The organism is Streptomyces sp. SID12501, from assembly GCF_010550245.1.
Taxonomy (GTDB): domain Bacteria; phylum Actinomycetota; class Actinomycetes; order Streptomycetales; family Streptomycetaceae; genus Streptomyces.
In genome coordinates, this window is the sequence record NZ_JAAGLU010000025.1 from 55,968 (window position 1) to 68,547 (window position 12,580).

Consider the following 12,580-nt stretch of genomic DNA (forward strand, 5'->3'; position numbering starts at 1 on the left):
AACCTCTCCCCTCTTTTCCCAAAGGCCCCCTGCGTCACCCGGACCGCCCTCAGACTGGCTGGTACGTCAGGACGGGGCGGAGTCGGGGGTGCGAGGAGGCGGACGGATGTCCCAGGACACCGACCACAGTGGGGTGGACGGAGCGGACGGGGTGTATGTCGGCGCGTCCGACGCACACCTCACCGAGTTGCTGCGCACCAACTCCCCCACCGCGTATCCGGCGTTGCAGGAACTCCGGGCCCGCCACCGCGCGTCCGTCCTCGCCTACGCCCGTCTGTGCACGACGAGCGACTCCACGGCAGGGCAGTTGGCGGCCCAGGCGTTCACGGCGGCGGCCCGGGACACGGCACGCGGTATCGAGCCGAGCGTCCCGTGGCGCCACCAACTGCTGTTGCTGACCGCCGATCTGGCGGCCACCTGGGCGACGGACGAACGCGCGGCGGGCCTCGACCCGAGCCTGCTCCTCGTCCTGAACACGCTCAGCCCGATGAACGCGGGGAGCGCGCCGAACGCGGTGGGCGAAGTCGGTCTGATCCCGCCCCCGCCCATGCTGGCCCCGTTCCAGTCGCTGCCGTCCCGCACGCGGGGCCTCATCTGGTACGGCATCGTGGAGCGCGAGCCCGAGGACCGGACCGCCGCTCTCCTCGGGCTGACGCGCCAGGACGTGACGCACGAGACGGACTCGGCTCTCCAGGCCCTGGCACAGGCCTGTCTGCGGTTCCGGCTGGCCGTCTCCGCCGATCCGCGCTGCCAGGACTTCCGCCGGCTGATCGAGGAGTCGGTCCGGCCCGTCAACCCACGCCACAGCACGGACCTGAACTCCCACATGGTCATCTGCCCGCACTGCTCAATGGCCTACGAGGAACTCTCCGCCCTGCGCGACAACCCGCGCAGGGCGCTGGGCGAGGGCCTGCTGCCGTGGAGCGGCCTGTCGTACGCACGGGACGCTCCGACCGTCACGCGCGCCAACTCCCTCCCATCGGAAGGGAGTTGGCCCTGGACTCCGGCCCGGCCGTCCCGTCGCCGGTTCGTGCTGGCCTCTGCTGTGCTGGGCGTGACGCTGGTCCCGCTGCTGATCGTGCTGCTCTCGCGGAGCGGCGGCCCGCCGGATACACAGGGCGCGGCGGGCACCCTCCCGGTCACCGCGGTGCCGAGCGTCCCCGGGGCGACGTCGCCCTCCTCACCGGCTGCCGCCGACTCCCCCTCCCCGGGGCCGACTTCACGGCCGCGGACCACTCCGACCCCGTCTCCCTCGCCGACTCCGAAGCCGACCCCTACACCCACGCCCACTCCCACCCCCGCGTTCCGGGCGCCGGGCGCCTCGTTCGCCCAGGTGGTGAACGTCGCCTCGGGACGCTGCCTGGACATCCGGGGCGGTGAGCTGGAGAAGGGCACGGACGTCGTCACGGCGACCTGCTCCGCGTCGGCCGCGACCCAGCGCTGGCAGGTGGACGCCGGCTCCGGGCTGCTGCGCTCGTCCGCGAACACCGACCTGTGCCTGGACAGCCGGGGTGATGTGGACAAGGGCGTGGGCATCTGGGAGTGCGCGTCGGTGGGCGACAGCGAGAACGGTGACAACCTGCGCTTCACCGTGGACGACGACGGTGTGATCCGCCCGGCGATCGCCATCGCGACGGCACTCACCCCGTCCGGCGACGGCGGCCTGACCCTCGAACCGCTGACGGGCGGGTCGGGGCAGCGGTGGCGGGCGGGCGCTAGCTGAAAAGTCCGTATCCGCCAACCTCCCGCGGCGGGTGCGCGTTTCACTCCGCCGGACGAGACGGGACGAGGCGGGAGTGAAATGCCGCCGGGGCCGCGTCGGCAACCCGGCGCGCGGCCGGTGGCGACCCGAGGGTGAATCCCGTTCCCCACAAAGGGAGTTCACCGATGCGCAAGCAACTCGCACGTCTCCTGGCCATCCTCGCGGCACTGGCCGCGCTGATCGCCGCCCCCGGTCTGCCGGCGGCGTTCGCCGCCCCCGCCGTGACGGCGGCGCAGGCGCGGGCCGCCGAGGACTGGAACCCGCCCGCGAACCTCGTACAGCCACTGAACGAGGTCTGGAACCACGTCTCGTCGACCTACCCGGACCTCTACGGTTTCCGCAACTACGGCTGGGACCAGGTCATGGCCAACCGGGGAAGCGTCAACTACTGCGTCCGCTGGGAGTCGGACGCACCCGTCAGCACCGCCCTGCGCGACCGGATCCACACCGCGCTGAAGAAGCAGTTCGGCAAGTGGATGGCCGCCATGGTCGACAACGGCAAGGGGCACAACGCCTGGCCGTACACCAGCGTGCCCGTCAACATCGTCGGCTGGGCGGTGAAGAACCGCTCGACCCTCCAGTGGACCGACAACTCCGTCGACATCTACGCCGGGAACCTCGACGGCGGCGGCGCCCCGCAGTGCGCTCCCGACTGCGGCCGCTTCTTCCACCAGGACGGCAACTACTCCAGGTGCCCGGGCGGCGCGTCCCGCCACTACGACCAGTCGCTGTGGCTGACGAAGGGCTTCCAGGGCGGCGCCGGCGGCGACTGGGGTCAGCGGGTCGGCCAGGAGTACTTCACCAGCACGCTCGACCAGGAGAACATCCACATCTACCTGCACGAGGTCGGCCACACCTTCGGCCTCGACGACTTCTACGACTGGACCCCGACCGGCCAGTGCTGCTTCCTGATGAACGCGGGCAGCGCGACACAGATCACGGACTTCGACAAGTGGATGGCCCGTGACTTCTGGCGCCACCTGAAGAACCGCTACGGCCTCTGATCCGGTCGATCCGGTTCAGACGACCCGCACGCCCCGCCGCCACACCCCGCTGACCAGCGGAACCCCCGGCCGGTAGGCCAGGTGTACGTGGCTCGGGGCGTCCAGGAGCGTCAGGTCGGCGTACGCCCCGGGCGTGAGGCGGCCGACGTCGGTGCGGCGCAGCGCCCGCGCGCCCCCAGCCGTGGCGGACCAGACCGCCTCGTCCGGGGTCATGCCCATGTCCCGTACGGCCAGCGCGACACAGAAGGGCACGGAGGAGGTGAAGGACGACCCCGGGTTGCAGTCCGTGGAGAGCGCGACCGTGACGCCCGCGTCCAGGAGCCGGCGGGCGTCCGGCCACTGGGCCCGGGTGGAGAACTCGGCGCCGGGCAGCAGGGTCGCGACCGTGTCGCCGTTCGCGAGGGCGTCCACGTCGGCGTCGGTGAGGTGGGTGCAGTGGTCGGCGCTGGCCGCGTCGAGCTCGACGGCCAGCTGCACCCCGGGGCCGTACGAGAGCTGGTTGGCGTGGACGCGCGGATGCAGCCCCTTCGCCCTGCCCGCCGTGAGGATCGCGCGCGCCTGGTCGCCGTCGAAGGCGCCCTTCTCGCAGAAGACGTCGACCCAACGGGCGTACGGGGCACAGGCGTCGAGCATCTCGCCGGTGACCAGGGCGACATAGGCGGCCGGGTCGTCGGCGTAGTCCGGGGACACGATGTGGGCGCCGAGGTAGGTGACCTCGTCGGTGTGGGCGGCGGCGATGCGCAGGGCGCGGGCCTCGTCCTCGACGGTCAGGCCGTACCCCGACTTGGTCTCGAAGGTCGTCGTGCCCTGGTGGAGGGCCTCGCGGAGGTAACGGGTGAGGTTGGCCTCCAGTTCCGCGTCCGTGGCGGCGCGGGTGGCGGCGACCGTGGTGCGGATACCCCCTGCCGTGTAGCCGCGCCCGGACATGCGGGCGTTGAACTCCTGGGTCCGGTCGCCCGCGAAGACGAGGTGGGAGTGGGAGTCGACGAAGCCCGGGAGGACGGCCCTGCCACCTGCGTCGACCCGATTGTCAGTGGTGGGTGCTTTGCTGGTTTCACCGGTCCAGACGACGCGGTCGCCCTCTATGACGACGGCCGCGTCCAGGACCAGTCCCAGGGGGGAACCGTCGCCGAGAGAGGGGTCGTTGGTGACCAGGCTGCCGATGTTCGTGATGACAGTCGTCGTGCCGGTGGTGGTGTCGGTCGTGCTGCCGATAGCGCTGTTCGTCCGGTTCGGGCTGCCCGGACTGCTCGGCGTGCTGGTGCTGTTCATGACGTCCTCATGGGTGGCGAGCGGCCTGCGGGCCGGGGTGCGTACGGGAGGCGTTCGTACGGGGGTCAGCCGCGCAGGGCTTCGACAGCGGCAGCAAGTGCCTGCGGCACCTCGGGTACGAGGGTGTGCGCCCCGTCGCGCACAACATGCCGACCGGCCACGACCGTATGACGCACATCCGCTGCCGACGCTGCGAATACCGCGGTCTCCGCTCCCAGGCGAGGCAGCGGCCCCGCAGTTCTGACCGAGTCGAGCGCGATCGTCGTGAAGTCGGCCAGCGCACCCGCCTCAAGGGTGCCCGCGTCGTCCCAGCCGAGGGCCGCGTGGCCGTCGGCGGAGGCTGCCCGGAGCAGGGCTGCCGCCGTCCAGTGCCCCCGGGTGCGGGTGCGCAGGCGCTCGTTCAGCTCCATGGCACGCGCCTCTTCGAGCAGGTCGATGACGGCGTGGCTGTCGGAGCCGAGACTGAGCGGTGAGCCCGCGCGCTGGAGGGCGACGGCGGGGCCGATGCCGTCGGCGAGGTCGCGCTCGGTGGTGGGGCACATGCAGGTACCCGTGCCGCTGCCGCCGAGGAGCGCGATGTCCTCGGCGGTGAGGTGGGTGTTGTGGACGCCGGTGGTGCGGGGGCCGAGGACCCCGTGGTCGGCGAGGAGTTGAGCGGGTGTGCATCCGTGTGCGGCCTGGCAGGCGTCGTTCTCCGCCGTCTGCTCGGACAGGTGGACGTGGAGCGGGGCCCGCCGTTCCTCGGCCCAGCGTGCCACGGTCGCCAACTGGCCGGCGGGCACGGCCCGTACGGAGTGGATGGCGGCACCGATCCGCGCGTGATCCCGTTCCTTGAGAACTGAACAGCGTTCCGCCCAGGCATCGGCCGTGCCGTCGGAGAAGCGGAGCTGGTGGCGGTTCGGGGCCTGTCCGCCGTGCTTGTTGAGGATGCCTGCGGAGAGGTAGGCGGTGTCGAGGAGGGTGATGCGGATCCCGGCGTCGGCGGCGGCCTCGACGAGGGCCTCGCCCATCGCGTTCGGGTCGGTGTACGGGGTGCCGCCCGGGGCGTGGTGGACGTAGTGGAACTCGCCCACCGCGGTGATGCCGGCGAGGGCCATCTCGGCGTACACGGCTCGGGCGAGGGCGTGGTAGCTGTCCGGGGTGAGCTTGTCGGCGAAGGAGTACATGACCTCGCGCCAGGTCCAGAAGGTGCCGGAGCCGACCTGGACGGTGCCGCGCAGAGCTCGGTGGAAGGCGTGGCTGTGGGCGTTGGCGAGGCCGGGAAGGGTGAGCCCGCGAAGGATCTCGGCGCCGGCCGGCGGTGCGTCGATCCCTGTCCGGACGGCGGCGATCCGGCCGTCCTTGACGTCCACGGCGACGCCCGGCTCGACGTTGGTGCCGAGCCAGGCGTGCTCCAGCCAGTAGGTGCGCCGCGGATGCGAGTGCTGATGAGGGTGCGTCACGTGCAGGCCAGCCCTTCCAGTACGTCGGCGAGTGCGGTCACCCCGGCCACGCAGTCGTCCTCGGCGGCGTACTCCGCCGGGGAGTGCGAGACGCCCGTGGGGTTGCGCACGAACAGCATGGCGGTCGGGATGCTCCCGGAGAGAATCCCGGCGTCGTGTCCGGCACCGGTACCGAGGACGGGAACCCTGAGCTCGGTGTCCTGCCCGTTCCGGCCCAGCAGGCGGGCGAGTTCGTCGCGCAGGGCGTGGTCGAACTCGACGACGGGGGTGAACGACTCCCGGACGACGTCGAGATCGACGCCGTGCGCCTCGGCGTACTCGCGGGCCGCCTTCTCGACGCCGGAGACGACGGTGTCGAGGGCGTGCTGATCGGCGGCGCGGGAGTCGAGCCAGCCGCGTACGAGGGAGGGGACGGCGTTGACCCCGTTGGGCTCGACGGTGATCTTCCCGAAGGTGGCGACGGCACCGGCGAGCTGCGCCTCGCGCCGGGCGGCGAGGACTGTCTCGGCGTACGGCAGCATGGGGTCACGCCGGTCGACGAGGCGGGTCGTACCGGCGTGATTGGCCTCGCCCCGGAAATCGAACCGCCACCGCCCGTGCGGCCAGATGGCACTGGCGATGCCGACGCGGTCGCCGCTCAGGTCGAGAGCCCGCCCCTGCTCGACGTGCAGCTCGACGAAGGCGCCGATACGGGCGAGCCGCTCGGGGTCCGGCCCGATGGCGTCCGGGTCGTACCCGGCGGCCTCCATGGCCCGCGGGAGGGTGATCCCGCCCCCGTCGGTCAACAGCCGGGCCTGCTCGACGGTGACGGCCCCGGCGGTGAGCCGCGACCCGACACAGGCGAGCCCGAACCGCGCGCCTTCCTCGTCCCCGAAGTTGACGATGGCGAGGGGCTTGCCGAACTGCGCACCCCGGCCCCGGAGTTCATCAAGCGCGGCAAAGGAGGAGACGACACCGAGGGGCCCGTCAAAAGCCCCGCCATCGGGCACGGAGTCAAGATGCGACCCGGTGACAACGGCATCCCCGGCGCCGGGATCGCCGAGCCAGGCCCACTGGTTGCCGTTCCGGTCGACCTCGTAGGCCAGCCCTCGGCTCTCGGCCTGTTCCTTGAACCAGGCCCGGCATTCGAGATCGATGCCTGTCCAGGCGTAACGGCGATAGCCGCGTGAGTCGGCGTGCCGCCCGATGGGGGCAAGCTCGCGCCACATCTCCTGGAACGAGGTGCCGCCGACAGGCGAACCGGCAGGTGAACCGGCAGTCGGCAACGAATCACCCGCCCTCACCGAAGAGTCGCCGTCCCGCCCGCCGGAAAGACGCCTCACGCGTCGTCCCCCTCACGCATGGGCACCCGCACACCCCGCTCGTCCGCGACGGACTCCGCGATGTCGTACCCCGCGTCCACGTGCCGGATCACACCCATCCCGGGGTCGTTGGTGAGCACCCGGCGGATCTTCTCCCCCGCCAGCTTCGTGCCGTCGGCCACCGTCACCTGACCGGCGTGGATGGACCGCCCCATGCCGACACCGCCGCCGTGGTGGATGGAGACCCACGACGCTCCGGATGCCACGTTCACCATCGCGTTGAGCAGCGGCCAGTCGGCGATCGCGTCGGAGCCGTCGAGCATCGCCTCCGTCTCCCGGTAGGGAGACGCGACGGACCCGCTGTCCAGGTGGTCGCGGCCGATCACCAGCGGCGCGGCCAGCTCGCCGCTCGCCACCATGTCGTTGAAGCGCTCGCCCGCCTTGTCCCGCTCGCCGTAGCCGAGCCAGCAGATCCGGGCCGGCAGCCCCTGGAAGTGGACCCGCTCCCCCGCCATCTTGATCCAGCGGTGCAGGGACGCGTTCTGAAGGGAATCGGACTCCGGGAACAGCTCCAGCATCGCCTTGTCGGTCTTCGCGATGTCGGACGCCTCGCCCGACAGGGCCGCCCAGCGGAAGGGGCCCCTGCCCTCGCAGAAGAGCGGGCGGATGTACGCGGGCACGAAGCCGGGGAAGGCGAACGCCCGCTCGTATCCGGCCAGTTGGGCCTCCCCGCGAATCGAGTTGCCGTAGTCGAAGACCTCGGCACCGGCGTCCATGAAGCCGACCATCGCCTCCACGTGCCGGGCCATGGACTCGCGCGCCCGGGTCGTGAAGCCGGCCGGGTCCTTCGCCGCGTAGGACGCCAGGTCGTCGAAGTCGACGCCGACCGGCAGGTAGGCCAGCGGGTCGTGGGCCGACGTCTGGTCGGTGACGATGTCGATGGGGGCGCTCTCGGCGAGCATGCGCGGGAGCAGCTCGGCCGCGTTGCCCAGCAGGCCGATGGAGAGCGGGCGGCGGGCGTCACGTGCCTCCACCGCGAGCTGGAGGGCGTGCTCCAGGGAGTCGGCCCTCACGTCGAGGTACCGGTGCTCGATGCGGCGCTCGATCGCGCGCGGGTCGACGTCGATACAGATCGCGACGCCGTCGTTCATCGTCACGGCGAGCGGCTGGGCGCCGCCCATCCCGCCGAGGCCGGCGGTGAGGGTGATCGTCCCGGCGAGGGTGCCGCCGACCCCTTTACCCAATGAATGCAGCTTCGCGGCGACGGCGGCGAAGGTCTCGTAGGTGCCCTGGAGGATGCCCTGGGTGCCGATGTAGATCCACGAGCCGGCCGTCATCTGGCCGTACATGGTCAGGCCGAGGGCCTCCAGGCGGCGGAACTCCTCCCAGTTGGCCCAGTCGCCGACCAGGTTGGAGTTGGCGATCAGGACACGCGGGGCCCACTCGTGGGTCTGCATGACACCGACCGGGCGGCCCGACTGGACGAGCATCGTCTCGTCCTGCTTCAGGGTCCGCAGGGTGCGGACCATGGCGTCGAAGGAGCGCCAGTCACGGGCGGCCTTGCCGGTGCCTCCGTACACGACGAGCTTGTCGGGGTGTTCGGCGACCTCGGGGTCCAGGTTGTTCTGCAGCATCCGCAGGGCGGCCTCCTGCTGCCATCCCAGGGCACTCAGTTCCGTACCGCGCGGGGCTCGTACGGGGCGGGGTCCTGACATGGTCTGCCTCCCAGCGGACTGACAGCGGGCTATTGCAGTGGATATTCACATCCTGGACTTTTGAATAGAACTAGTCAATACCTTCTTGCGCAAGCACGCGTGCGCCACGGATGTTTGGCTTGACCCATCGACACCGATCCACAGGGATCGACACCACGGGGGACGTAATGGAGAACAACGGTTCCGATCGCACGGGCCGCCGGGACGAAGCCGTACGCGCCGCCGTGGAGCAGGGACTGCTCCGCGCCGACGCACCCATCGTCGGACTTCTCGACGTCATCGGCATCCGCGAGTCCGCCGCCGAGCTGCGGGCCGCCTTCGACGCGGTCGTGGCACCCGGCACGCCCGTCCTGCACGCCTTCGCGGTGAAGGCGACGCCACTGGTGCCCGTACTGCGGCTGCTGCGCGAGGAGGGGATCGGGGCCGAGGTGGCGAGCCCGGGCGAGCTGGCACTGGCGCGGGCGGCGGGGGTGCCGCCGAACCGGACAGTGCTCGACTCGCCCGCCAAGACGCCCACCGAGCTGCGCGAGGCGCTGGCGCTGGGCATCGCCGTGAACGTCGACAACCCGCAGGAGCTGGACCGGATCGACGCACTGATGCGGTCCGCGACCAGCCGGTCCCCGATCGGGATCCGGGTGAATCCGCAGATCGGCGGAGGGTCGATCGGGGCCACGTCCACCGCCACCGCGACCTCGAAGTTCGGGGTCGCACTGCTGGACGAAGGGGCGCGCGAGTGGATCGTGGGGGCGTACGCCGAGCGCCCGTGGCTGACCAGGCTGCATGCGCACACCGGGTCGCAGGGCATCCCCCTGTCGCTGATGGTTCGGGGCGTGGCGGAGACGTACGCGCTCGCCGAGGAGATCAACCGGCGCGTCGGGCGGCGGCAGGTCGACACCATCGACATCGGCGGCGGACTGCCGGTCAACTTCGCGTCGGACGCGACGAGTCCGACGTACGCGCAGTACGCGCGGCTGCTGAGCGACGCGGTGCCGGGGCTGTTCGGGGGCCGGTACGGACTGGTGACCGAATTCGGGCGGTCGCTCCTGGCCAAGCACGGCACGGTCGTGGCGCGCGTCGAGTACGCGAAGAGCGCCGGCGGGCGACCGGTCGCGGTCACCCACGCGGGCGTGCAGGTCGCGACGCGGACGGTGTACGCGCCTGCGTCGTGGCCGCTGAGGATCGCCGCGTACGACGGGAAGGGGCTCCCCAAGTCCGGGGCGGACGTGCTGCAGGACGTGGCCGGTCCCGCCTGTTTCTCGGGCGACCTGCTCGCCGAGGGGCGTGCGCTGCCGCTGCTCGAACAGGGTGACTACGCGGCGGCGCTGGACACGGGCGCGTACTACTTCGCGCACCACTACGCGTACAACTCCCTCGCCCGGCCCGGGATCTACGGTTTCGTGCCGCGCGGGAGCGCCGGCGGCGACGGCAGGGTCGGGGAGGTCGCCTTCGCGGTCGTACGGGAGCCGCAGACCGTCGCGGAGATCGTGGCCGAATCCGGAGGGGCGCACGCCTCAGCGCTCACCACCCTCGCCCCCACCGCCTCCCCCTCCGCACGCCCTTGACGGACTCCGGGGAACATGCAGGTCAACTGCCCTTAAAACGGGGTCAGTCGACCTACCTTAGTCATCCGCCGCATGTTCCACCGGAAAATGCCAGATCTCTCACTCCTCGCGCACACGTTGCGTAGCGTCTGCGTCACTCAGCCGAACGCCGGTCGGCCGAACATCCGTCGGCCGAACACCAGGCGGGGCGGCCGAGGACCGGCCGGACAGACGCGAGCGGGACAGGTGGGAGGGGCCAAGGGTGCCCGGAATCGACGAGTGCTTACTGGAAGCCATGCGGCTGCCCGGTGCCCGGGGCGCCGCGCTGGTCGACTGGACCAGCGGGCTGGCACTGGGCACCGTCGGGGAGTCCCCGGGCGGTGATCCGGAGACGATGGCGGCCGAGGCGGCCGAGCTGGCCCGGCTGGCCGTCGAACACCGGGCGTTCGCCCCCGAGGAGGAGGACTACAACGCCGACGCCGACGAGTTCGCCGGCGGCACGCCGGGACAGGATCCTCCGGTCGAGGACCTGATCATCAGCAACCGCGACAGCTACCACGTCCTGCGGTTCGTCACCACGAGCTTCGACAGCAGTGTGTTCCTGCACCTGTGGCTGGCCCGCGCGGACGGCAACCTCGCGCTGGCCCGCATCCGGCTCGGCGAGATGGCCGGACGGCTGGTGCTGGGATGACGACTCTGCACACCGATCTGACGACCCCGCCGCCGCGCCTGCCGGTGCGGGACAAGGCGGCGGGCCGCCAGCGGGCGTGGGGCGGGGTCTCGCCGATGCTCGGCCGCCTCGCCACCGAGCGGGCCACCGGCGTCCTGGTCCGCGAGCGCGGCTCGCTCTACCTCGCCGACGGCCAGGTCGTGCACGCCGAGAGCCCGGCCGTACCGGGCCTCGACGTGCTGCTCACGGCGCGCGGCACGCTGGACGCGGAGGGCTGGCGGGACGCGGTCGGCGCGGCCGGCAAGCTGCACCGGGTCGGGCGGTTCCTGGTCGAGAGCGGCCGGATCGGCGCGGGCGCCCTGGAGGTGTGCCACCTGGGGACGCTGTACGACGCGGCGTACTTCGCCCTCGCGCCCAGCGGGACGCCGGGGCACTTCAAGTACGGGGACACGCACTGGCTCGGTCCGGTGCGCCCGGTGCCGGTGGCGGCCGTCGAGCACGAGACCCTGCGCCGACGGGCTCTGCTGCACCGCATCTGGCCCGACCCTGCCCCCGACAGCGCCCCGCTGCTCCTCTCGGGGAGCCCGGCCGCGCCGACGGTCACCGCCCGCCAGCACGCCGTACTGGCCCTGGTGGACGGTGTCCGTACGGCGGCGGACATCGCCCTGGCGCTGGCCCGTCCCGCCTTCCACACCCTTGTGGACGTACGGCGCCTGGCAGCCGCCGGGGTCATAGCCCCGGAGGCCACGCCGACCCCGGCGCCGGCTCCCGTCGTCCCTCCACCACCGTCGGAGTCCTCGGCTCCCCCGGCTCCCCCCGGGACACTGCCGCCGTCGTTCGCCGACCCCAACATCACGCTGCTGAAGAGGCTCAGGGATGCGCTGGAGGCCCTTTGAAAAGCAGCGCCCGCGTGCCGAGAGGAGGCAACAACTCATGGCAGCCGAGGCCGAAGTCATGGACGAACTGCGCCGGTTGCGGGCCCGCGTCCCCCAGCTCACCGGCGCACTCGCGGCCAGCGTCGACGGTCTCGTCCTCGTCCAGGACACCCCGGGTATCGAACCGGAGACGGTCGCGGCACTCACCGCCACCGCGCTCAGCGTCGCCGTGCGCATGGCGGACGCGACCGGCCAGGGCGACTTCCGCGAACTGCTGATCCGCGGGGTGTACGGCTATGTGGCGACGTACGCGGCAGGCCGTACCGCCGTCCTGACGCTGCTCGCCCAGGACCGCGTCAACGTCGGCCGACTCCATCTGGAGGGCCGCCGGGCCGGCCTCCGTATCGGCGAGCTGGTGGACGCGGCGGCCGAGGCGGAGCAGGCATCCGCACCGGCGAAACCGGCCGCCGCACCCGAACCCACGCCCGCAGCCGCACCCGAACCGATGCCCACCCGAACCAGAACCCCGCGCGCGCCACGCACAACGACAACCACGCCCAACGCGCGCACCACCACGGAAAACTGAACCGGAAGCAGGAGAGGAACACCGTCATGGCCACCACAGAGACCGCGTTGAAAGAGGCGCTGACCTCGATCGAGGGCGCCACCGGAGTCGCACTCGTCGACTACACCAGCGGCATGGCCCTGGGCACGATGGGCGGCAGCAAGACGTTCGACCTGAACGTCGCCGCCGCCGGCAACACCGACGTCGTACGCGCCAAGATGCGCACCATGGAGCACCTGGGCCTGAAGGGCGAGATCGAGGACATCCTGATCACGCTCTCCAGCCAGTACCACCTGATCCGCATGATGAAGGGGCGCGGCGGCAACGGCCTCTTCCTCTACCTGGTGCTGGACATCAACCGCTCCAACCTGGCGATGGCCCGCCACCAGCTGAAGCGGATCGAGGCGGAGATCGAGGTCTGAGAGGACCGACG

General features: G+C 71.6%; 11 protein-coding genes. 7 read left to right on the plus strand and 4 right to left on the minus strand.

Annotation, left to right across the window (positions count from 1 at the left end; all coding sequences use genetic code 11):
• Positions 1 to 106: 106 nt before the first annotated feature.
• Positions 107 to 1,723, plus strand: coding sequence for an RICIN domain-containing protein (locus G3I71_RS27985; protein WP_164318617.1), 1,617 nt, complete (start codon positions 107 to 109; stop codon positions 1,721 to 1,723).
• Positions 1,724 to 1,887: 164 nt separating this feature from the next.
• Positions 1,888 to 2,766, plus strand: a complete 879-nt coding sequence (locus G3I71_RS27990; protein ID WP_203731590.1) for a hypothetical protein — start codon at positions 1,888 to 1,890, stop codon at positions 2,764 to 2,766.
• Positions 2,767 to 2,781: 15 nt separating this feature from the next.
• Here G3I71_RS27990 and hutI read toward each other — a convergent pair whose 3' ends face one another.
• From hutI to hutU, 4 genes are all read right to left on the minus strand, one after another.
• Positions 2,782 to 4,038 carry an imidazolonepropionase gene (gene hutI / locus G3I71_RS27995; RefSeq protein WP_164318619.1) on the minus strand — a complete coding sequence of 419 codons (1,257 nt, stop codon included), beginning with the start codon at positions 4,036 to 4,038 and terminating at the stop codon, positions 2,782 to 2,784.
• 65 nt (positions 4,039 to 4,103) lie between these two features.
• On the minus strand, positions 4,104 to 5,480 hold the full coding sequence (locus G3I71_RS28000) for a formimidoylglutamate deiminase (protein ID WP_164318621.1): 1,377 nt from the start codon (positions 5,478 to 5,480) through the stop codon (positions 4,104 to 4,106).
• Positions 5,477 to 6,745, minus strand: coding sequence for an allantoate amidohydrolase (locus G3I71_RS28005; RefSeq protein ID WP_275409277.1), 1,269 nt, complete (start codon positions 6,743 to 6,745; stop codon positions 5,477 to 5,479). The genes G3I71_RS28000 and G3I71_RS28005 overlap by 4 nt, the downstream gene beginning before the upstream one ends.
• Positions 6,746 to 6,798: 53 nt before the next feature.
• Positions 6,799 to 8,496 (minus strand): urocanate hydratase, encoded by a 1,698-nt coding sequence (hutU, locus tag G3I71_RS28010; RefSeq protein WP_164318625.1) that lies wholly within the window; start codon positions 8,494 to 8,496, stop codon positions 6,799 to 6,801.
• A 167-nt stretch (positions 8,497 to 8,663) separates the two neighbouring features.
• On the opposite strand from hutU, the gene G3I71_RS28015 reads away from it, so the two are divergent.
• The 5 genes from G3I71_RS28015 to G3I71_RS28035 all read left to right on the plus strand — a co-directional run bounded on the left by G3I71_RS28015 (position 8,664) and on the right by G3I71_RS28035 (position 12,569).
• Positions 8,664 to 10,058: a diaminopimelate decarboxylase gene (locus G3I71_RS28015; protein WP_164318627.1), complete on the plus strand. Its 1,395-nt coding sequence runs from the start codon at positions 8,664 to 8,666 to the stop codon at positions 10,056 to 10,058.
• Between the two features lie 241 nt (positions 10,059 to 10,299).
• Positions 10,300 to 10,728, plus strand: coding sequence for a hypothetical protein (locus G3I71_RS28020; protein WP_164318629.1), 429 nt, complete (start codon positions 10,300 to 10,302; stop codon positions 10,726 to 10,728).
• Complete coding sequence (locus G3I71_RS28025; RefSeq protein WP_164318631.1) at positions 10,725 to 11,603, plus strand: transcriptional regulator; 879 nt, start codon at positions 10,725 to 10,727, stop codon at positions 11,601 to 11,603. Before G3I71_RS28020 ends, G3I71_RS28025 begins: the two co-directional genes overlap by 4 nt.
• A gap of 37 nt (positions 11,604 to 11,640) precedes the next feature.
• On the plus strand, positions 11,641 to 12,168 hold the full coding sequence (locus G3I71_RS28030; RefSeq protein WP_164318633.1) for a roadblock/LC7 domain-containing protein: 528 nt from the start codon (positions 11,641 to 11,643) through the stop codon (positions 12,166 to 12,168).
• A 26-nt stretch (positions 12,169 to 12,194) separates the two neighbouring features.
• A complete protein-coding gene (locus tag G3I71_RS28035; protein ID WP_164318636.1) occupies positions 12,195 to 12,569 on the plus strand; it encodes a hypothetical protein in 375 nt (124 codons plus the stop codon).
• Positions 12,570 to 12,580 lie beyond the last annotated feature (11 nt).